Origin of the sequence: Turicibacter sp. GALT-G1, assembly GCF_025594995.1 — a bacterium.
GTDB lineage: Bacteria > Bacillota_I > Bacilli_A > MOL361 > Turicibacteraceae > Turicibacter > Turicibacter bilis.
In genome coordinates, this window is the sequence record NZ_JAMQUS010000036.1 from 1 (window position 1) to 21,381 (window position 21,381).

At 33.5% G+C, this 21,381-nt stretch carries 16 protein-coding genes; 2 read left to right on the forward strand and 14 right to left on the reverse strand.

Features of this window, described 5'->3' with window-relative positions:
• Positions 1 to 2: 2 nt before the first annotated feature.
• Entirely contained in the window at positions 3 to 719 is a 717-nt protein-coding gene (locus NEH74_RS06785; protein ID WP_172676241.1) for a phospholipase D-like domain-containing protein, read from the reverse strand.
• A gap of 114 nt (positions 720 to 833) precedes the next feature.
• Between NEH74_RS06785 and NEH74_RS06790 the strand changes: the two genes are divergently transcribed.
• Entirely contained in the window at positions 834 to 1,142 is a 309-nt protein-coding gene (locus NEH74_RS06790) for a nucleoside triphosphate pyrophosphohydrolase (protein WP_055304121.1), read from the forward strand.
• 304 nt (positions 1,143 to 1,446) lie between these two features.
• Here NEH74_RS06790 and NEH74_RS06795 read toward each other — a convergent pair whose 3' ends face one another.
• The 9 genes from NEH74_RS06795 to NEH74_RS06835 form a co-directional block, all read right to left on the reverse strand.
• Positions 1,447 to 2,175, reverse strand: coding sequence for a hypothetical protein (locus tag NEH74_RS06795; RefSeq protein ID WP_055304123.1), 729 nt, complete (start codon positions 2,173 to 2,175; stop codon positions 1,447 to 1,449).
• Positions 2,165 to 3,013 (reverse strand): hypothetical protein, encoded by an 849-nt coding sequence (locus NEH74_RS06800; RefSeq protein WP_262941228.1) that lies wholly within the window; start codon positions 3,011 to 3,013, stop codon positions 2,165 to 2,167. Before NEH74_RS06800 ends, NEH74_RS06795 begins: the two co-directional genes overlap by 11 nt.
• 2 nt (positions 3,014 to 3,015) lie before the next feature.
• Positions 3,016 to 4,890, reverse strand: coding sequence for a hypothetical protein (locus NEH74_RS06805; protein ID WP_055304126.1), 1,875 nt, complete (start codon positions 4,888 to 4,890; stop codon positions 3,016 to 3,018).
• A 329-nt stretch (positions 4,891 to 5,219) separates the two neighbouring features.
• Complete coding sequence (locus NEH74_RS06810; protein ID WP_055304128.1) at positions 5,220 to 6,023, reverse strand: hypothetical protein; 804 nt, start codon at positions 6,021 to 6,023, stop codon at positions 5,220 to 5,222.
• Between the two features lie 327 nt (positions 6,024 to 6,350).
• The gene (locus NEH74_RS06815) at positions 6,351 to 6,962 is read right to left on the reverse strand and encodes a GNAT family N-acetyltransferase (RefSeq protein ID WP_202966264.1); all 612 of its coding nucleotides are present in this window, start codon (positions 6,960 to 6,962) and stop codon (positions 6,351 to 6,353) included.
• Between the two features lie 157 nt (positions 6,963 to 7,119).
• Complete coding sequence (locus NEH74_RS06820; RefSeq protein WP_082427778.1) at positions 7,120 to 7,353, reverse strand: JAB domain-containing protein; 234 nt, start codon at positions 7,351 to 7,353, stop codon at positions 7,120 to 7,122.
• Positions 7,354 to 7,427: 74 nt separating this feature from the next.
• On the reverse strand, positions 7,428 to 8,531 hold the full coding sequence (locus NEH74_RS06825) for an endonuclease/exonuclease/phosphatase family protein (protein ID WP_055304130.1): 1,104 nt from the start codon (positions 8,529 to 8,531) through the stop codon (positions 7,428 to 7,430).
• A gap of 1,328 nt (positions 8,532 to 9,859) precedes the next feature.
• Positions 9,860 to 10,270: a glycoside hydrolase family 36 N-terminal domain-containing protein gene (locus NEH74_RS06830; protein ID WP_055304132.1), complete on the reverse strand. Its 411-nt coding sequence runs from the start codon at positions 10,268 to 10,270 to the stop codon at positions 9,860 to 9,862.
• A 133-nt stretch (positions 10,271 to 10,403) separates the two neighbouring features.
• Entirely contained in the window at positions 10,404 to 12,047 is a 1,644-nt protein-coding gene (locus NEH74_RS06835; protein WP_055304135.1) for a glycoside hydrolase family 13 protein, read from the reverse strand.
• A 178-nt stretch (positions 12,048 to 12,225) separates the two neighbouring features.
• Here NEH74_RS06835 and NEH74_RS06840 point away from each other — a divergent pair, with 178 nt between their 5' ends.
• Positions 12,226 to 13,119, forward strand: a complete 894-nt coding sequence (locus NEH74_RS06840; protein ID WP_055304137.1) for a helix-turn-helix domain-containing protein — start codon at positions 12,226 to 12,228, stop codon at positions 13,117 to 13,119.
• An 800-nt stretch (positions 13,120 to 13,919) separates the two neighbouring features.
• On the opposite strand, the gene NEH74_RS06845 is transcribed toward NEH74_RS06840, so the two are convergent.
• The 4 genes from NEH74_RS06845 to NEH74_RS06860 all read right to left on the reverse strand — a co-directional run bounded on the left by NEH74_RS06845 (position 13,920) and on the right by NEH74_RS06860 (position 20,802).
• A complete protein-coding gene (locus tag NEH74_RS06845) occupies positions 13,920 to 14,348 on the reverse strand; it encodes a hypothetical protein (protein WP_055304139.1) in 429 nt (142 codons plus the stop codon).
• Positions 14,349 to 14,370: 22 nt separating this feature from the next.
• On the reverse strand, positions 14,371 to 15,882 hold the full coding sequence (locus NEH74_RS06850) for a DNA methylase (protein ID WP_055304141.1): 1,512 nt from the start codon (positions 15,880 to 15,882) through the stop codon (positions 14,371 to 14,373).
• A 3,570-nt stretch (positions 15,883 to 19,452) separates the two neighbouring features.
• On the reverse strand, positions 19,453 to 20,295 hold the full coding sequence (locus NEH74_RS06855; RefSeq protein ID WP_055304341.1) for an aldo/keto reductase: 843 nt from the start codon (positions 20,293 to 20,295) through the stop codon (positions 19,453 to 19,455).
• Positions 20,296 to 20,373: 78 nt separating this feature from the next.
• A complete protein-coding gene (locus tag NEH74_RS06860; protein ID WP_055304143.1) occupies positions 20,374 to 20,802 on the reverse strand; it encodes a MerR family transcriptional regulator in 429 nt (142 codons plus the stop codon).
• Positions 20,803 to 21,381 lie beyond the last annotated feature (579 nt).

The window sequence follows — 21,381 nt, forward strand, 5'->3', positions numbered from 1 at the left end:
TTTCAGAAGATAGCGTCAGTTGCAGCAACGACAAGCCCTTTATCAAACCCTTCTTCTCTTGTTTTCTTTAAATGATAAAGAGCTTCTATTTGAGCACCACGCGGTGAATATAAATCCGTCACATATGATGGTGCCTCATCAGCTGCAACTTCTGTAAAGTTTGTATTTGGAAACGGTGTTGTTTGATAGATTTTATTTTTCTTCCAATTCTTTGAATAGAAATCCAGTTCTGCATCGGTAATTTTAATGGAATGATTATAAAATAAATCTTCAAATACTTGATGATACCGCTCATACTCTACCTGATGCGTCAGTTTATCAAGTTTGAAATTCCATTCTACCCCACTTGTAAAAGCTGATTTTGATAAGTTAGATGATCCAATATACATGTCGGCTCCATCTTCATATTCGAAAAAATAAGATTTTGCATGAAAACTCCGATTAGGCTCATTAAAAAATCGTAAATCAGCACTATCACCGAAAATATCTTTTAATCGATACAACGCCGAAGGCTGTGTAATATTCAAATAATTCCCTGTTAAGATTCGAATCGGAATATTTTTCGTTTTAAGTTCTATTAAATCTTGTTCTAATAGTTTAACCCCTGATTCCATTAAAAAAGAAACGATAATATCGATTTTTTTAGCTTTTTTAAAACTCTCTTTCATATGATGATACAGATAATCATCATACCCTGTAATACTTTTAATTGTTGTCACCATTTTCACCCTACCTTACACTTTGGTAATATTTTATCATTCTTTTGAAATTTTTGACAGAATTTATCCCTTGAAATATAATAAAACTAATTAAAGTACAGAGGAGAATGATCTATGATTCAATACGATAAACTAGTCCGTGATTTAATTCCCGAAATCATCGCAGCATCGGGAAAAACAGCAGATATTGAAATTGTTAATAATGAGGTTGCCTTTAATTATCTAGTTAAAAAACTAGATGAAGAAGTCACAGAATTCAAAACAGATAAAAATCTAGAAGAACTAGCTGATGTCATGGAAGTCTTATTTGGATTAGCTCATAAACTTGGATACACAGAGCAAGATTTACTAAACAAACGCCAAGAGAAAAAAGAAGCACGTGGCGGTTTTGAAAAAAATATCATCTTAAAATCAACAAAATAAAAAGAAACCACCCGTCCAACGGGTGGTTTTTACTAAGTCTATAAAATCTTATTACCAGCTAGTGTCGCACTAATCTAGCTTTCACTCTGTTCAAGTTGCTTCCCTTTTGCTATTCCTAAAAGAGATCTTTTATTAATTGAATCCTTATTCTGAAACAGAAAATAGTATAACACATTGTCATGATTGATAATTTAAAACACACAAGTACCTATCAATGTGAAAAGTTAGGGTGCTCTTGTGTGTTTTTCCTTATATAAAATTATGAATTTAAGTAGAAGTAAATTTTTATGAGAAACTAACTATTTTACTTCTCATACATCTTCAAATACTCAAAAAACAATGGCTTTAATTCATCCTTACTCAGCATTGGGAACAAGACAATTGGGTAGCTTTTATTAAACTCAAATAATACACGGCGTCCAACACGCTCATCTTTTCCTAAATCATCACGCCATGTAATTTTTTGTTTCAAGATACCTGATAGGTCATACTCATCAATAATATCTAAAATATTGATCATAAATTCTCCGTTACGGAATACTGGATACTTTAACATATAGTTAAACATATCTAAATTGTCAGCGATTAGGCGGAAATAGTGATCATGGCGTGTTTGATCATTCACATGATCGACGACATATTGAGCTCCAAGAATACATTTATAAATGTAGTTTTCCCAGTCGAATTTCTTTAGAACCACATTATTAAATTCTTTTATGCTAGTTTTAACTTGAGGATAGTTTTCTAAGATATAGTCTCGTTTTGCCGTGCATAGCAAGGAGTGCCAGAAGAGTTCATCAAAATGCGTATCACGATCAGTGTGTAAATAATGATGAGCAATAACTGTAAATGCCTCGATGAATTTATTTGTACGTTCAGTTTCATCTGATATATTGAGATAGATTGGAAAGTCTGGGGCAGATTTTAACTCTATTACCTCATCGCTTAAAAAATCTTCCATATTATTAGTCAGAAAGGCATTGTAGAAGGCTTCGTTATTTTTATAGCCCTTATCTAATAAATTAATCTTCATTTTTATACAGCCCCCTTACCGCACTAGTAAATTTGTTTAAGATTTTATCTGAGATTTTAGAAATAACTTCATCTATATTTTCAGTATTGAGCTCCGTAATCATTTTACTTTTCATCAAGTTATATAATTTGAAGTCAAGTCCATCTTCTGGATATTCGATATCATCTAAATAAACTTGATCATCCTCACCATATTTAATAATAAAGCGATAAAGGGCTTTTTGAAGACCCATATAAACGTATGGATTGTTTAAAATTCCACTCATGCTTGAATCATTAAATTGTAATTCGTCACTTTTATAATTAATGATAATTGTCTCGCTACCAAGGTCAATTGCAATTTCTGATTTTAAATCTGGATTTAGTTTCTTTTCAAATAGATCAAATGGTTTGTTTGTACTTCCATCAAAGATGACACAATTTGAGAATCCAAGAACTGAGTGTTTAGGTACTGTAATACCTTCTTTTATGTCATCGTAAAAACTTGCTAAGTCATCATTTGCTGCAAAGTTTACATCCTCTACTGCCTGAATAAACAATTGGAGTGTTGTTCGTTTACTTAATGAAAGTCGTGTTTTTGGAATGATAATTTGATCTTGGTTTAACTTTACATCATAAAATTTATTGTCCTTTGACTGGATAACGAGGATAAGTTTTGCTTGTTTTGATTGAATTAGCTTTTTAATAAAGGGTGATTCAATTTCTGATGTAACATTGAAGTGATAATGCTCTGTGTTTTCTTGTAGATTGATATCTAAAGTGAATTGACATTGTTCATATGAGTCTGAGGTGTTGGTTAAGAGAGGGTATGGGAAATTGGCTTCTTTTTTATAAATCATTTCTACACCTCCACATAGTACACGAATTTCAGATTTTTGTTCAGATTATTAACACTTGATTGTAGTTTGAGCTGAGCTATCCCTTTATTTAACCCCACATCTTTAATGATACCACCTTCAACTTTTAATGTCTTACTTGTTGTTAAATCGGTAATTTGCGTATAGGCTTCATGAAGCTTTAATTCATTAGGATATTCTTTCCCCATCCCATCAACAACAGCAAGTGAAACATCACACGTACTTACGTTCTTAATCTCAGGACTTGTTGAGAAATCAAAGCGCAAAATTTCAGCATCACCAACGATTGCACGTTGCACACGATCAGGTTGTGCTTGATATTTAATTTTACCTTCCGCCTCATCTTTAGCTCGAGGTTTACGTTTTAGCGGTGGTTTTGGATTCTGCTCTTCTGATTCTTTATTTTTAGGTTTCTTCTTTGGAACATCTGTCTTAACCTTCACCACAGTTTTTTCTTTACTACCTTTTTTCAACTTTACAGGGGAAGCAGCTTTAGATAGCTCTTTCTTAAACTGTGTTTCAACCACATATAAAATATCACTAGTATCCATTTTCCCATCTGTTGGATTGTTTTGTTTAATTGCCGCCTCAATTACCTGACTAATTTGTCTGTTAATATTATTAATAAAACGTTTAGCATTTTTTTGAAGTTCTTGATCCTTAATGTGATCAAAAGATAGCTGCGTATGTGATTCATTTTCTAGCGACTTTAAATATGCATCCTCTTTCGAAGACACCGGAATCAAAATCCCATTAAACGGTTTATTAATATGACCACTAATTTTCTTATCCTCAATCTTCATTCCAATTGTACGAATAATCCCAATGCGCCCTTTTGGAATAGATAAATCGTATCTAAAATATAAATTAAATTCGTAGGCTTCTTTTTTATCTCTAATCGTAATGCGTTGTGGTTCATGTTCCGTATACGTTTGATAATAAAATGGTGTAAAATTCAAGTCTTTAGATTCTACATTATCTAGATAATAGATAGGATCAGACATATATTGACCAATTGTTTGAACATTCAAGCACTGATCATTAATGTAAACTTGCAATTTTCCTTCTAAAATAGACAAGAAGAAACTATCACAAACGGCCTTTACAATTTCGATCTCATTATTGAACTCAGTACGTAAAAACGGCACAATAATTTTCAAACCACGCGTCTGTTTTTGAAACACCTCGTGATAATGATTTTCAAAGGGATAAAATTTACCATTTTGTATTTGTGTAAAATAGCCTGTGGCACGATAACATTTGGTATTTAACTCATGCTCTATTAATTGAATTGTTCCACCGAGATGCTGATCCCCAAATTCATCACAGTTCGCAAAATACATTAGATATAAATCAGATGCTGCATTCGATGCGATTTTCCCTATTCCATGAGAACCTCCACGCGCCTGCTCTGTTGATTCATCCGCTTCAACTGTGTGTACCCCTTTGTTGTAGGCGTAAATACTCCACGTATCCTCATTAGAATTGGTTTGTCCATTCCTTGCGCCACGTAATCCTTTTGTATTACTATCTTCAAAAGAAATATAATCAATTGTTTGAGCGTGCATCTTATTTTGCATATGCGCAATTGTTTCTTTTGTATATGTATTACGCCCTTGTAAACTCAAAATACGCTCTTTTATTTCATGTAACCCAGGTATATGTTCTTTATCAATGGTTCCAGTTTTAATGGTTACTGTGACAGGATCATCATTTTCTTTTAACTTCCCATCCAACGAGTTTTGTATATTTTCACGAATCAGACCTGATATACCATTCTTATAAAATCGCTCCAAAACAGGATGAAAAGTCGACTCTTCAATACGATCAACTGGTGTAAACTGCCAGTATTGTGTCATTTTTATCTCTCCCTATTCTAATCAAATGTCACTTTATCGAAAAATGTATTTTTTTAGTGTCATAATATTATTCTTACATATATTAGGATAGAGATCAACATAGAATAATTGTCATTTTCAATTCTCTCAAGACAAAAAAATCATCTTATGTATAAAAATACATAAGATGATTTTTTATATCTTAGAATTCAATACATTGAAAATACTAAGGTGTAGCTATTTTTATGCCATGTTTATCACGATCATGTTTAGATTTGTATGCGGGATGTCCTTCGATTGAAATAAACTTAACGTTTCTTCATTTTTTTAGTCACAGAAAATATCCATTTTCACTCTTCATCTATGACTGTCATAATCTCCTTATATGCCCTCTTCCAATCTCTATGCGCATTATTAACAATGAGCTTCTTTATAGATAATTTTTCCAAAATAGCTAATTCTCTACACTGTCGTTCTTCTAAACAAGATATATATCCATCAAATCCTCGTGCATCTATACTCTTTCCATATCCCCCATTTATATGATAATCGATTACCGCATCAAGCCAGCCCTTACGTTCCTTAGCTGTTTCTTTTACTTTATCTACAATATCATCATTTTTCAAATAAATAACTATAGGATTTAACGAACTAATACTCTGATATATTTTCGAAATGTATTCAAAAGATTCATTTTCAGGAAAATTAAATCTCATCATCATTTCGCACATTGGATTTTGTAAAAAAACGCAGTTAAAAACATAAACCTTTTCATCATAACTTGCTTTTTTGGCAAAGTCCTGCCACCGATTTATCATTTGTGGCATCTCAACTTCCCATGGCAAAACATCATAGATTTTATACTTTATCAATAGATCCAAATCTTCATCTGCAAATTGTGACAAATCAATAATATATCCACCATTTTTTAGTTCTGAACATTCCTTTATTTTTATTTGAAGGGGAGCATCAAATTTATGTAAATCGTTTTTCTCAACATAAGCATGAAACTCAAAGTCTGCTGGATGTTTTCCGCTTCCCTCATCAACCAGTATTACTGATTTATCCATTTCAGATAATTTTTCTGAAATAAATTTTGCCGTTGTACTCTTACCCGAGCATGGTAATCCTTCAACAAGATATAACTTTGTCATCTCTAATCTACCTCGTTAAATCGTCATTTCTTCAATTTTTGAGTCGCAGAAAGTATCAATTGATCTCCAGTTCATATCTTAAAAATTTGTTGAAATCAGAATTGTTGACTCTGTTCCGGCGACAGAGGTGATAACCCATTCACCATCTCTACGCCTGACATCTGTCCAGTATGAGTGATAACGTTACAACTTAAATAAGAATTATTGATCTTGGCCACCAACTCTTCAACTAGTTTTGTCGTAGCAACCCTATCCGTATCTCCTTGTCCTATGACCTATGGAATTTGAACCTTACTCCATTGATGAGAAAGATTAATCATCCATCTTTCATTTGTTATCGGTATAAAAACAACAATTTTTCTGTCTATATTTTCTGTAGTAATAATAACTATCACTTATCATATTGGGCTGTTTATGACCGATTGGTGTTCGTTTTTCAAACAATTCAAAACCACTTTTCTCAGCAACTTTACATGATGCTATATTCTCACAATCAATTGTTAGTATCATATAATCTAAAGTCGAGACATCCATGCACCAATTAAACAATGCAACTAAACTTTCTGTTGCATATCCTTTTCCCTGATATTCTTCATCAATAAAATAGGCCATTTCGACTTCATTTAAAGTATCCTCAAATCCCATTCCTACTGTTCCAATTAGTAAATCATTCTCTTTTAGCGCAACGGCATATCTTTTACACTCATACATATCTGTAGATTCTTTTTGTGTTTGATGCCAATCAACATATCCAGTTAATGATTCTGCAGAGGGTATATGTTCAGACCAATCCCTCATAAATCGAATCACTTCCTTCTGCCATACAATTTTAAATAATTGTTCTTTATCTTTTTGTTCTAAATCTCTTATGACTAATCTATCTGTTTCAATTCTCATCTCTGTTTCCCCGCTTACTTTATTAAATTTGTTACTTCCCATCCAAAAAATATAATTCCTAACGCGCTATCCTATATGAATTGACATGTTTTTAAATCCATCACTTACATTAACAACAGATGTGCCTTTTGTCAAATCACGTATGCCATATTGATTGTTCCATGGATTTGAAACGACTGCCCCTTCTCCTATCTCTATATCAAAAGGTCCATTGATAATGTTTAAGTTGAATATCTAGATCACATGGTGTTGTATCTCCTGATGGATGATTATGAAATGCCATAATACTAGTCGCATTTGATACGACTTCTCTTGAATGGACAATCGCTTTATTGAGTGGTCTAGTGATACGAATAGTGGGTGGTTCATGTTTAGTAGTCAAACAAGCAATGATGAATTGTTCTCTATCCCAATCTTGAAGTTGCTCCTTTATCTAAAAATCTTAACTTTCATATACAACACAACATGCGTCTGATTTAAAGAATATCTGATTTATTGTTATGCTGATTACTTTAATTTAAAAGTTAATTTCACTGGATTGTGATCACTATACATAAAATCAGCATCAATGTTCTCAGCATTCGCTACAATATTATCTGAAATAATAAACCCATCTAATATCGTCATGTAATTAACACCTTTTATATATGGAATATCAGAAGCCCTACATGTTGCAACTTCTAAATTATTACTTGCATTAACAATCTTCATTCCATCAGGCAATTCTTCATCACTTAGACTATTTACCCAACTAGGAACTAATTGTTCAGATGAAAAAGCCTCTTCATCAATATTTAAAACATGATTAAAATCACCACCTACAATCACATAATTTCCTTGATCGTATTCTTGCTTCATCATTGTATTAAGAAGTTCAAGTTGTTTAGCACGAATCATCCCATCTTCATCATAAGCAGACATATGATTATTAATTAAGACTAACTCTTTGCCATTACCAACTTCATACCGAGTAATAACAAAACATCTATCTAAATCAAAAAATTTAGCCAAAAAGCTATTATCTACTGGATAGCTCATTCGTTTTGCTGAACTGATCTGATATCGAGATAACGTCAGTAATCCCGATTCTACACTTCCATGAGGTTCATAAAAAGGATACAACATATACGGTGCATGAAAATTAAGAGCAAAGACACGACCATAATGACTTAACGAATTTTCAATCATTTCTTTTTGATTAATCTGATAACTACGTGTTGCCTTTACATCAACTTCCTGCAATAAAATAAAATCTGTCGCTAATTCATTTATTAAATTAATAGACCCTTTCGTATTTTTTAAAACATTTTCTTGACTAATTCCTCTTGAAGACTTCCCCGTCATCACGTTTCCATCTTTCATAGTTCCTACATCCATGAAAAATGAATACTGTTGATCATACGCTCCAAATCCAATGTTATAGGTCAGTATAGAATACTCGGTATCTTTTTCTAAAATAATCTTTTGATTATTTATAACTTCTAATGACAAATCATCTTCTATCCGATAATATGAGTTATTGATATAAACGATATAACTACACACTAAAATGACAAGTAATAAAAATAAACTTAAAACAACAATCAGAAACTTTTTCAGAACTTCTCTCATCCCTACTCTCCTAATACTTTTTGCCTATTCAATGTCAATTATATGAAACAGAATAATTATAAATTCTACATGATCTTAAAAACTGTCTAATTCATTTCAACCTATCCAAACCTCGCCATACGACAGTATGTGAGTGGGCAGATTGACTATTTAGTGATCATTCTGTTCTGAGATAAAAAATAGGTTAATGATGTGTTGACATGATTAGCCTTTCTATTAATGATTATGTTTCTTTTGACATTAAAGTTTGATTAATTCTTATAGCAGAATTGAACCTGATGATGAAAAGACCTGTGGTGACATAAAGCACTCTAGGTTGTTTAAAACAGATAATTTAGATTTAAATACCTTTTTTTGAATAAAAATAGAAATATAACCCATAACATAATTGTAAGTTTAAAACTTGCTATTCCAAAAACTCCTTATGTTATAAATTCCCTTTCATCAAACAACTGATTCCCCCTATCAGTTGTTTTTTTATGTCTTTTATTCTTAATATATCCCGCTACTAGGATCGTCTTCTCTTAAACATCAAACTAAATATCAAGGCACTCGCCACCACCATTCCCTACTAGTTGAGGATACATTTACTTCGTAAATGGCAGGGGTCCCACACGCTAGTATGTGGACATAGGTGACTTGAATATTTAGTGATGACCTTGTTTAAGTATGGGTTCCCTGCGCTAAGTACGAAAATCTTTAGATTTGAGTCTTAGCTATCCTCCTCTGGTAGGGTATGGAAGATAAGAAAAGGCTAATGATGCGAGTGCATGATTAGCCTATCCAGAGATTGAATATAGGGTAAAAAGTATAATCAATATATTGTAAGCCTTATATTACAATTGTTTGATTTTATTATGTATAATCAAATAATATAATCAACCTTAAAATAAAAATAACCATATCTAGTTATTAAAAACTTGTATATGGTTATTTTTATACTTTTTATTACAAGGCTCTGTTAGCCAACTTCATGATAAATAATATATTTTAGTTCGTAGTTGTTATATAATACGAAATACATATGTTTTTGATATCATGTAGATAAATAGGAATTTGTATAGATATTAAGAAAGTGGAAATTATAGGACAAAAGATTTATGTTATACAATTTTTATAACATAAATCTTTTGCTACGATACGTTGCGTTAAGGAAAATAACGATTTCTTGTACCTTTGAGTTCCATAGGCTACTGTGAAATTACTACAATAAGTTTATGCAAGTCTTGCTTTGGATGGAAAAATGCAGGAATGGGTAGATGCAGAGAATAGTATAGAAGTTTGGTAATTCACTAAGAACATGGGGTGTTTGTAGCACCCCATAATTATTATACTGCAAATTTTTCTTGGTTAAAATTAAATAAACAATTCACATTCTTTTCTAACAGTGCAAGCTTTTTTTTCCCTGCATAAATACGAAAATCTTTAAATCTTAAATCACATATTCGGGAACCATCAACCAATTCAACTTGAAATGAGGGAACGCGAAAATCACTATTTCCATATGCAGGATACTCTTGGGGGAGCGTATCCAATGAAAAAGTACGGTCCTCTGGATTCGGATTGGCACAAAATCCTCTATCATATAGTACAATATCATTACTTTCATGATAGTGTTCAATTCTTCTGCCCCAATACAAGTGGGCTAGATATCCCCCATTAATGACCTTCATAATATAACTAACATGTTTATTCCTTAAATGAAAACATCTTGTCCTCTCATCATAAATGATATCCATACCTTTCCTCCTACTACTAAAATAATTACCTACATGCCGATTATAAAACGCTATCGTGATGGTAACAAGAGTAAAAAAAGAAGATAACAGGTAATATCTTGCTATGTTTTACAGTTCTATCTTTTAGTCCTTACTATTGTTTCGTGATGATTCGATAAACAATAGCTTCATAAGGACGTAAATTAATGCATTTGTTAAATACCGGATAGTCATCATAATTTGCAATTAAAACTTGTCCATCTCCTTCTACTAATTTATCTGGTAAAGATATCTGTAATCTATTTCCATAAAAGTTGCAAATTACTAGAAGCATTTCCTCTCCAAATTTTCTTAAAAAGGCAAACACTTCATTATGCTCTTTTAAAATCAATTCAAACGTTCCATATTTAATAATATCCATCTCACGTCTTAGCTTAATAAGTTTTTGATAAAAATAAAAAATTGAATTACGATCGGCTAAAGCATTTTGTACATTAATGTGAGGATAATTTTCATTTACACCAATCCAAGGTTGAACATTAGAAAATCCAGAATACTTTTCACTATTCCATTGCATAGGAGTTCGTGCATTATCGCGTCCTTTTGCATAAATTGAAGTCATAATTTCATCCTTACTATAGCCATTAGCCAATCTCTCTTTGTACATATTATGAGTTTCAATATCTTTATAATCTTCAATTGATTTAAACTTTACATTAGTCATCCCTATCTCTTCTCCTTGGTATATAAAAGGAGTTCCTTGTTGCATATGTAACATCACTGCCAACATTTTAGCTGATTCAACCCGATACTCTTCATCATTGCCCCATCTTGAAACCATTCGTGGAAGGTCATGATTATTTCCAAATAGGCTATTCCATCCCTTTCCATATAATTCAATTTGCCATTTTTCAAAGGTTTCTTTAAATTTAATAAAATCTAGTGGAGCTAGATCCCACTTGCGTTTTCCTTGCTGTTTATCAAGTGAAATCACCTCGAATTGAAAGATCATGCTTAATTCTTTTCTTTTAGGATCACTATATAATCGCCCTATTTCTGGTGTTGCTCCCCATGTTTCACCGACAGTTAAGGTTTCATAATTTCCAAATGTTTTTTCATTCATCTCTCGTAAGTACTGATGCAACTTTGGTCCATTAGTAGTAATCAAATGGTCAACATCCTTTCCGATTAAATCAATAACATCCATTCTAAAACCACTAATCCCTAGCTCTAACCAAAAATTCATCATTTCATAAATTTTCTCTCTAACATGCTTATTGCTCCAATTTAAATCAGGCTGTCGTTTATCATGTAAATGAAAATAGTACTGTCCTGTTTGCTCATCAAATGTCCAAGCACTTCCACCGAAATTAGATTTTAATTCATTCGGGACTCCTCCATTTACCGGGTCCCGCCAAATGTAAAAATCACGGTAAGGATTATCTTTCCCTTTTCTTGCCTCTATAAACCATTCATGTTCATCCGATGTATGATTAACAACTAAATCCATAATAATTTTGATTTCTCTACTCTGACATTCCCTAATGAGTACCTTCATATCGCCCATGGTTCCAAACTCATTCATAATTCCTTGATAATCGCTAATATCATAACCGTTATCAACATTAGGTGATTTATAGACAGGACTTAACCAGATCACATCAATCCCTAACTCTTTTAAATAATCTAATTTACTAATAATCCCCTGTAGATCACCAATCCCATCGTGATTTGTATCCATAAAACTCCTAGGATAAATTTGATAAACAACTGATTCATGCCACCATTTTTGCTCCATAATACTCTCCTACCTTTTAAGAATGATCATTTACAATCTATAAACTGTTATTGTATGATGAGTAATGCAATCATAAATCATTACCACTATTTAATAGTATAATCCAGAAGAAAACGATTCACTTGCAATATTTTCTTAATAAATAACATAATTTTGACTTTATCAAAGGAGTGATGATATGAAAGATACCCGATTAAAAGAGAAGTCTTCACATGGTGATTCTTTATTTCCTTTCCAACTCTATCGACATTTTAATAAAGATGGAAACTATTCAGTTAATTCTCACTGGCATAATGAATTTGAAATCATATACGTTGAAAAGGGAGAATTTAAAATCCTTAAAGATAGTCATCTGATTAATATAAAAGCAGGTGAATTACTTTTCATTAATAGTGGGGAAATCCATTCTATAGAAGATATTAGTAACTCTGAATCCATTCATCATGCCATCGTCTTTCATCCCAACTTTATTAACACCTCTAATCTAGACTACTGCCATATTAATATTCTTGAACCACTTATCAAGCAAAGCATAAAACTCCCCTCCACCATTAATTCCGATTCGATACAAAACTCGAAAATAATTAATGAGATTATTGATATCATTGATCGCTATACTTCTAGAACACCAGGCTATCAATTAACAATCAAAGGATCTTTGTATAAGATTCTTTCTTATTTAGTTGAAAATAATAGCTTTATAGCTTCTAATACTATTGAAAAAAATCTAGATTACAAACTACAGTTACTTAAAAAAAGTGTCACCTATATTCATCAAAACTACCAACAAAAAATATATATCAAGGACTTAGCTCATGAAGTTAACATGAACTCACAATACTTCTGTCGCTTTTTCAAATCGATGACTGGGAAAACACCTGTAGACTTTATTAATACCCATCGAATTGAGGAGGCAACCCTTCTCCTATCATCAACAGATTTAAATATTACAGATATAAGCCTAAAGGTTGGTATTGATAACTTTAGTTACTTTAATAAACTATTTAGACATTACAAAAATTGTACTCCCTCCGAGTATCGCAAAAACCCTTCTAACCCCATTAAAAGATAATTTGAGGAGCGTTACCAACATAACCTTCCAATAGTTTAAATTCATCACTGTATTCCTTTATACTCCTTTAATAAATTCATCGATAGCTCTTCTATAAATGTTTAACTACTCCATCTTCTCTCAATTTCATAATTTAGAGTTGATGAACTTGCTCTTTTTAGTAGGATGATACATGCGTTTAGTAAAATATCTAATTTATATCCATATTTCTATAAAGGCAAGAATACCACAACAGCATGAGTTCATTTCGTTTTAGTTCTCTTAGTTTTCTTAAGATATCGATTTCTTCCGTAATTAGAAGATATGCTTTAGCTTTATGATTAAATCCACCAATAGCTGCCTAGCCAACTGTTGAGGAATTTAAAACTCTATATACAATGGTATACCCTTTATTTTTGTGGACTACTCTCCCACACTATGAGCCATCTTGCAGCTAACATTAATTGGCAACGCTCCACCCTCAGCACGAGGTGGACATACTAGCAAGATTGAATGTTTAGCAATTGCTATATTCATGAGAATCCATCCATTATAAAAGGCTAATGATGTGTCAACGTGATTAGCCTTTTCATGTTCTTATGTTTTTTCGGAGATTGAAGCTTGTGCCTATCTTGTAGTGAGATGTTTCTGATGATAGAGATAATTGCTACTGATGAACAAAAAATCATCTGGTAGCGGGACTGGAATCTTTTAAGGTTTTGTGGTTATTCTCAACTACTAGGGCTTGATTCTTAGGTCTATCAAGGAAACTTTTCTTAAAGATGGCACTTTATTTCATATTTCACAATAGGAAGAATTCATTAGAACCCTTCATCACAGAAAAGTTCATGACATTCAATATCAAAAATATCTGAAAAAGAGATGAGAGTTCCTTGCCCCATCACAAGGATGTTATGGTAATCATCAATCTTTTTCACATAGCCATCCGTTGTCAAATAAGCACCACCCGTTTTTTTTTCATCGTGTTGAAAATAGGTGATTGTGACCCTTGGTCGATTTAGGAGATGTTCCTTTAAAAGTTGTATCTTCTCATTCAGTCTGTTGATGGATGATTCATCTAGTTCTACCTTATCCGCCGTTAGTCTTGCAACTTCCCTCACTGCCCTGTCATGTCCAGTTAGTGCCGCAAATGGAGCGAACTGCGCGGCACGATGACTATTTAACATAGGGGGATGGTTTTTAGATTTTTGATAGGGCAGATGTAGTATATCGCTATATTTATGATTCATAGGTATTCACCTCATTCTTTGTTTAGGCTTTATGACCGCCAATTTGATTATTTCTATCTCTTGTAGTTGCCCCTTCTTCCAAATTCATTCCTTTAAGAATCGCATTTTTTCCAAACTTTTTACGAATAGATAATAGTGCTTCTTGTTTCTTACGTTCCTTTTTAAGAGTAGCCTCTTTCTTTTTTTGCTTCTGCTCAATGATACTGTAATCGGTAAACAAATCAAGTTGCTTCGTGGTTGGGATTGACTTTACTGTCTCCTCATCTACCACATGATTAAACACCACCGTTAACCGCCTCACTAAAAGCTTCTGATTCACGATTTGATCAAATAACTCCGTTATCGCTTTCATAATCAGTGTGGTTGAGGACGTGTGACCTTCAAGCTTTCTTGAACCACGTGCACGCTTTGGAATCTTTCTTCCATATCGGTCTACGGTCACCTCTTCGATATAATCCCTTGCGATGTTTGGATCAGCTAAACTCTCCCTATCATAATCAATCACCAATACGATGTGATTGGTGACTAACTTTTTCTCAACCAGTTCAAGCACAAGAGAATCCGCCATCTCACGAACAACTAACCTCGCTTTATTAGCTGGATAAGCACTTTGCAAAATCTGTCCTGAACTGATACTGCTATTTTCAGGTTGATAGGCTTTAATATCAGCCATGGTACAAGGTTCCCACCCCCAGGCATGGTCAATTAATAACTCGGCATGAACACCAAATAGCTTATATAATAACTTTTCTCCCCCCTCCGATAAAGACATTCTTGCCACATCTCCCATCGTATACATCCCATGGGCCTCTAGCTTCGTTGCATAACCTTTCCCAACACGCCAAAAGGACGTGAGGGGCTGATGATCCCATAAAAGCCTTCGATAAGTCATTTCATCAAGCTCGGCGATACGAACACCCAATCGATCAGCGGGCATTTTCTTCGCCACAATGTCCATCGCCACCTTACACAAATACAGATTAGTTCCAATTCCAGCAGTAGCTGTGATACCTGTTGTTTTTAAAACATCATGAATCATGGTCATCGCTAAATCATAAGCGCTCATTTGATACATCTTAAGATAATGGGTCGCATCAATAAATACCTCGTCAATACTGTAAACATGTATATCTTCAGGTGCAATATATTTCAAATACACCTCATAAATTCGAGTACTGTACTGGATATAATGTGCCATTCTGGGCGTGGCAACAAGATAAGATACCTCTAAGTTGGACGAATTCATCAACTCCGTCTGATCATACGACGCACCAACAAAAGTCTGATGACTTGCGTCCTGTTTACGAGCATGATTAATTTCTTTAATCTTCTGCTCAACCTCAAATAAACGAGGTCTACCGGAAATACCAAAAGACTTAAGGGAAGGAGAAACCGCAAGGCAGATGGTCTTTTCTGTCCGACTTTCATCGGCAACCACGAGATTAGTCGTCATCGGATCTAATCCTCGCTCATGACACTCAACGGAAGCATAAAAACTCTTAAGATCTAGTGCAATATATACCCTATCTGCCATGCCATTTCCTCCTTTCTTTATTCATTATTATAATCAAAAACGAACAAATGTTCAATAAAATTAACGAATTTAATTCCAAAATTAACTAAAAATTCATTTCCCCCACTTCTAAAGAATCTTTACCTCTTTTAAAACACACAGCGGGATACAAAAAAAAGCATCACGTAGTAGACGAACTTCATGATGCCAATTGTTATAAATCCTCTTTTATTATTTATTTATAATCCAGTGAATAAATTTAGAAATCGACGTCAATAACATTAGGGTGCTACTCCCCCCTAGCACTTATAAAAAAATTTACTTTCTACTCTTCCTTATAATTAGATATTTACATTAAAGTAAACCCTAATCGTTGCTCCCCCCTGCAATCATTAGGGCTTTTTTCATACTTATACATATTTTTAATGATGAAAATGTCAGGTAATTTCCCGCTACGATAAATGACCTTCGTTAAATATAGCAACTAAATATCAAGCCACACCACACCCGACGTATACAATAGGCGGGTGACTCGGTGGGATTGATCATTTAGTGACTCTTTCTTTTGGGGATAAGATTTTATCTTTCCTTGTAGCGGGATGCCTATGGTTATTTCAATCCCCTTTTAGATCCCTAGCACAATAAAAAGCATCGATACCAAAACCACAGGTGTTCCTGTCGTTTTGATTTTCTTATTGTTCATGCTACATCGATTTCTTCCTTAATCAGAAGATATTGTTTAGTAATGAGAGTAAATAACCGTTCAGAGCCTTCCGTTTACGGATCCTGACTGAACGGTTATTTGCAGACTTTGTATTTATAGTTTTCTTGATAAAGATAAAAGCCCCAATCGTTGCCTTGCAACCGTTGAGGCTTTTATCAATTTCTAGGTACTAAGCTTTATTCTTTATCCACAACGAAAACTCTCCCGCTACGATGAATGACCCTTATTAAATACAGCAACTAAACATCAAGCCCCACACCCTAACCATACGCAAGGATGGTAGCACTGGGGATTGATGTTTGAGTAGTTCTTGTAGCGGCATGCCTATGATTAATCTGAATGCTTTTTAAATTCATCCTCAAAAAATCATTGATACCAACACCGCATTTATGCCGTGTTGATTTTCTTATGGTTTGTGAGATAATCTTCCACTTGGAAGAATGAGCCCTTTTTATGAAGTCTTAACTGTTTAGAAAGTTAAAATTAGAGTCATGAAGCGCTAATCGTTGCAAAGCAACCGTTAGCCGCTTCATGAAATCTAGGTACTAAGATTACCACTAAGTATAGAAATGATTTTCCCGCTACGATGAGTCATCTATATTAAATATGAAAACTAACCATCAAGCCCTAATGGCCCCAACATCAGCATGATGTGGGCGTATCAAGGGATTGATGATTAGTGATCTCTCTCTTTTAGATTAAAAATCTAATGAGAAAAGGCTAATGACGTATAAACGTGATTAGCCTATCCATGCTTTATTATATAATTTTATATGGTAACTACGAATGAATTGTGATATACTATTTATGTAACGAATTAAAAAGTTATAACTTTGATTGTTATTTCTCTTTTAGTTAGTTAGTTTGTTTGTTTTGTTTGTTGAAGAACAGCCTAGTCAACTGTTCTTCTTTTTTTATGTCTGAAAACTGAAAGAAAAAGCCTAGCTGTCATTAGCTAGGTTATTTTGATAAATTAACAGCAACTGTTCTATCGTTGCCTATTGAATATCATGACACGATATGCAAAAATACCGTTTAACTTTTCTAGTCCTAGTTTTATACGTGGATATTTCCCGCTACTTAATGAACTTTGATAGATAGAGTATTTCATCAAGAAACACGTGCATCTTGTATAATAAGTATCTCCCTCTCCTAACAAAAAAACGCCTTAAAAATAGCACCCACACGCCGTACATCGTAGGCGTACGGTGACGTTTTTTAATGGCGTTCATTTTAGTTATAGGCTCTTTTTTCTTGTATGAGAAGATTAATTTGATAAATAATAGCCCCTGTTAAATAAAGAATATAAGATGATCTTCCATCCCCAATCGTTGCCTTGCAACCGTTTGGGATGGAAGGTCCTCTTTGTACTAAGGTTATATCTAAGTATCGTAATCCCGCTACTAGCAATTATCTTTGTTAAGTGGGCAACTAAACATCAAGCCCTCACTGCCCCACATCAATAGGATGGGGGCGTAAAAAGGGATTGATGCTTAGTGATCATCTTTGTTTGTAATAAAACATCCAATAAGAAAAGGCGAATGATGTGATGAACATGATTCGCCTATCCATGCCTTATTGTGTTTCTTTAGGTGAAATGCAATTAGATAAATTCTTGTAGCGGGAGGCTTGTGGTTATTAGGATAACTGCCGTTACAGGCGGCACTTTAAAATCCCGCTACGATGAGTTTTTCAGATTAAATATAAAACTAAATAACACATCCACTTGGATGTAGGCATGAGTGGATTGATATTTAGTGATACTGTTATTAGGGATAAATGTAGTTAGAATGCTTCATGGTAGCCGAATATTCCATGTTTATTTCTAGCATGTTTTAAATCTATTACAAAAGATCATGGATACCAAAACCACATGAATTCATGTCGTTTTGATTTTCCTATTTTTCTTTTTATATCAATCTCTTTATTAATAAGAAGATACTATTTAGTGGCGGGAGTAAATAATAGTTCAGTTTCTTCAATACTGAACCGTTATTTACGTTCCTTATATTCATAGTTCTGTTGATGATGATAAAAGCCTCAATCGTTGCCTTGCAACCGTTGAGGCTTTTATTAATTTCTTGGTACTAAGGTTTATTCTTTATCCACAACGAAAACTCTCTCGCTACGATGCAGTCTCCTCTATTAAACAAAAACAGCTAAACATCAAGCCCCACACCCTAACCATACGCAAGGATGGTGGCACGGGTGGATTGAATGTTTAGTGATGACGTTGTTTAAGTATGGATTTCCGCTAAGTACGAAAATCTTTAGATTTGAGTCTTAGCATAGGATAAGAAAAGGCTAATGATGCACTTGCATGATTAGCCTATCCATTTACTTATTGTTATTTGGAAGCATTGAAGTTTCATCAGGCATGGTAGCGGGATTACACATGATTATGAAAATACCTGTTGTGACATAAGGCACTCTAGTTTTTTAAAACACATGATTTCTCTTTAAATCTCCTGCTTTTGAATAAAAGCAGAAATATATTCCATAACATAATGGTAAGTTTAAGACTTGCTATTCCCAAAACTCCTTATGTTATAAAATCCCTTTTATTAAACAGCTGATTCCCCTCATCAGTTGTTTTTTTATGTCTTTTATTCTTAATACATCCCGCTACGGCAATCACCTAAAACATTTGGGATGGGTACTGACCCATCTCCACGATAATATTCACATCCGGAAATTTTACAGGGAATTGATAAAACAAAAACCATTATCTGAGTTCAGATTAAATGTGATTTGGGATAATGGTTTTTTCTTTTCCTACGTTATCAATTTAAATCAGACAATTAGTTATCACAAATTAAGTCATTGATTTTTGTTTACTTTATATTAATGAATATCTATTAAATAACTTAAATTTTATAGCTTGCTAATTGTTTGATCATAACTGGATCTGAATGTGAGAAGAACTGGCTTGAACCAACGTTTAATGTTGCGATTGCAGTTTTATCTTCATCTGTTAATTCAAAGTCAAATACATTGATATTTTCAGCCATACGTTCTGGTTTAACTGTTTTTGCTAATACTATGACATCTTGTTCAACTAACCAACGAAGGATAACTTGTGCAACTGATTTTCCATACTTTTCACCGATTTTTGTCAGAACAGGATTTGTAAAGATTCCATTTTGTCCCTCAGCAAATGGTGCCCAAGCTTGTGGTGCAATTCCTTCTTCACGTAAAGCGGCAATTATTTCTGTTTGTTGTTGAAATGGATTGATTTCAATCTGATTAATAGCAGGTGTTACTTCATTAAAAACAGCTAAGTCAACTGCGCGATCAACTGCGAAGTTTGAAATACCGATAGCACGGATTTTTCCTGCTTTATACAATTCTTCCATTGCACGCCACGCACCGTAAACATCGTTATATGGTTGATGAAGTAATAGTAAATCAACATAGTCAGTATCTAATGCTTCAAGTGATGCTGTGAATGATTTCATAACCCCTTCGTAGCTAATATTTTGAATCCAAATTTTTGTTGTAATAAACAACTCTTCACGAGCCACATTAGATTCTTTAATCCCGATACCCACTTCACGTTCATTCATATAGCTTTGCGCTGTATCGATATGACGGTAACCTGCTTTAATCGCATCTTTAACTGCTTGTGCCGTATATTCTGGTTCAATTTGGAATACACCGAAACCTAAAATTGGAATATCTACCCCATTATTTAATTTTACTGTTTTCATCATTTATTCGCCTCCTGTAATTTGTTTCAATCAAATTTACAAGTATTACTATAGACTATGGAGTAAACTCTATAGCAACTAATTTTTTCTTAATTCCCATAATTTTTCAATATCTTCTTCTAATATCTTACCATTTTTAAATTTTGCAAGATGCTCATCATAAGTCTCGATTTTATAAGCAAGTAAATCACGAGCTTCTTGAATTTCAGCTAGTTTTTTTTCTACTTGTTCAAGCTGATCAATTAAAATCTGTTTTTGTTTTTTCTCTACGTCAGGGTTATCCGCCTCATGCTCTTTTGCAAGACGAGCAAACTCTTGTAAAGAATCAATTGTCATTCCAGCCTTTCTCAAAGTTTTGACAAGAAAAATCCAGTTTAAATCGCTCGTCTGATAGTCACGATATCCTTGTTTATTTCGTGTAACTGCTGGAATGACGCCAACTTTTTCATAATAGCGTAAGGTATCAATCGAAAGATTGAACATTTCTGATACTTGTTTTGAGTTCATCTGTTTCACTTCCTATCATTTACTTCTGTATTATAAACACTGGAGTGAACTCCATAGCAAGCGAATTATCTATTATTAATCATATTTTACACGTATATCCAAAAATTAACAACAATTGATCTATAAAGGCAATAGTGATTGAATTAAATCACTTTTACTAGTTCTCTATCTTAGATGATGATAAAAGCCCCAATAGTTGCCTTGCAACCATTGAGGCTTTTATCAATTTCTATGTACTAAGATATATTCTACATTTACAAATAATAATATCCCACTACTATAATCGCCTTCTCTTAAATAGCAACTAAATATCAAGGCACCTGCCACCACCATTCCCTACTAGTTGAGGATACATTTACTCCGTAAATGGCAGGTGACCCATCACCCCATACAATCTTTTGACTTCATCAGGTAATCCCTCTCTTGCACTGTAAGCCAAGTCACAATTTCCTCTTAATTTGTTTTCCATTTTCACTTCCCCTTTCACATTGATCGTTATAAAAAAAGCCATTCATTTGAACGGCATAAAAGAAAAATATAAGAGACTTTCTTGAATTTTTAAAAATAGTAATGAGTATA

Bases quoted from the DNA above. Each gene is read 5' to 3' on its own strand.
- NEH74_RS06790 (WP_055304121.1), top strand. From the start codon at position 834: ATGATTCAATACGATAAACTAGTCCGTGATTTAATTCCCGAAATCATC.
- NEH74_RS06795 (WP_055304123.1), bottom strand. From the start codon at position 2,175: ATGAAGATTAATTTATTAGATAAGGGCTATAAAAATAACGAAGCCTTC.
- NEH74_RS06800 (WP_262941228.1), bottom strand. From the start codon at position 3,013: ATGATTTATAAAAAAGAAGCCAATTTCCCATACCCTCTCTTAACCAAC.
- NEH74_RS06805 (WP_055304126.1), bottom strand. From the start codon at position 4,890: ATGACACAATACTGGCAGTTTACACCAGTTGATCGTATTGAAGAGTCG.
- NEH74_RS06810 (WP_055304128.1), bottom strand. From the start codon at position 6,023: ATGACAAAGTTATATCTTGTTGAAGGATTACCATGCTCGGGTAAGAGT.
- NEH74_RS06815 (WP_202966264.1), bottom strand. From the start codon at position 6,962: ATGGGAAGTAACAAATTTAATAAAGTAAGCGGGGAAACAGAGATGAGA.
- NEH74_RS06825 (WP_055304130.1), bottom strand. From the start codon at position 8,531: ATGAGAGAAGTTCTGAAAAAGTTTCTGATTGTTGTTTTAAGTTTATTT.
- NEH74_RS06830 (WP_055304132.1), bottom strand. From the start codon at position 10,270: ATGGATATCATTTATGATGAGAGGACAAGATGTTTTCATTTAAGGAAT.
- NEH74_RS06835 (WP_055304135.1), bottom strand. From the start codon at position 12,047: ATGGAGCAAAAATGGTGGCATGAATCAGTTGTTTATCAAATTTATCCT.
- NEH74_RS06840 (WP_055304137.1), top strand. From the start codon at position 12,226: ATGAAAGATACCCGATTAAAAGAGAAGTCTTCACATGGTGATTCTTTA.
- NEH74_RS06845 (WP_055304139.1), bottom strand. From the start codon at position 14,348: ATGAATCATAAATATAGCGATATACTACATCTGCCCTATCAAAAATCT.
- NEH74_RS06850 (WP_055304141.1), bottom strand. From the start codon at position 15,882: ATGGCAGATAGGGTATATATTGCACTAGATCTTAAGAGTTTTTATGCT.
- NEH74_RS06855 (WP_055304341.1), bottom strand. From the start codon at position 20,295: ATGAAAACAGTAAAATTAAATAATGGGGTAGATATTCCAATTTTAGGT.
- NEH74_RS06860 (WP_055304143.1), bottom strand. From the start codon at position 20,802: ATGAACTCAAAACAAGTATCAGAAATGTTCAATCTTTCGATTGATACC.